This is a genomic window from Tamlana crocina (genome assembly GCF_012037625.1).
On sequence record NZ_JAAVJS010000778.1, the window covers coordinates 1 to 297 of the forward strand.

The 297-nt window shown below is 42.8% G+C and carries 1 protein-coding gene; it reads left to right on the forward strand.

Annotated features, from left to right (window positions below):
• On the forward strand, positions 1–297 hold a 297-nt coding region (locus HC176_RS18970; RefSeq protein ID WP_167920518.1), incomplete at both ends, for a hypothetical protein.

Consider the following 297-nt stretch of genomic DNA (forward strand, 5'->3'; position numbering starts at 1 on the left):
TTAAGGATGTGAATGATGATGGAGAGATCACCAATGAGGATAGAGCTGTGGTAGGAAGTCCATGGCCTGACTTCGAAATGGGACTCAATGGAAACGCCAGTTATAAAGGATTCGACTTCTCGATGAACTGGATCGGTTCTTTCGGAGCTACCGTATATAATGGATTCAGAAGTATTATCGATCGTTTTGATGACGATAGTAACTATAGAGCAGGTATCCAACCTTGGACCCCTGAGAATCCAAATACAGATTTCCCAAGAGTGGTAAAAGCAAGTACCTTGAACGCAAGAGGAGATT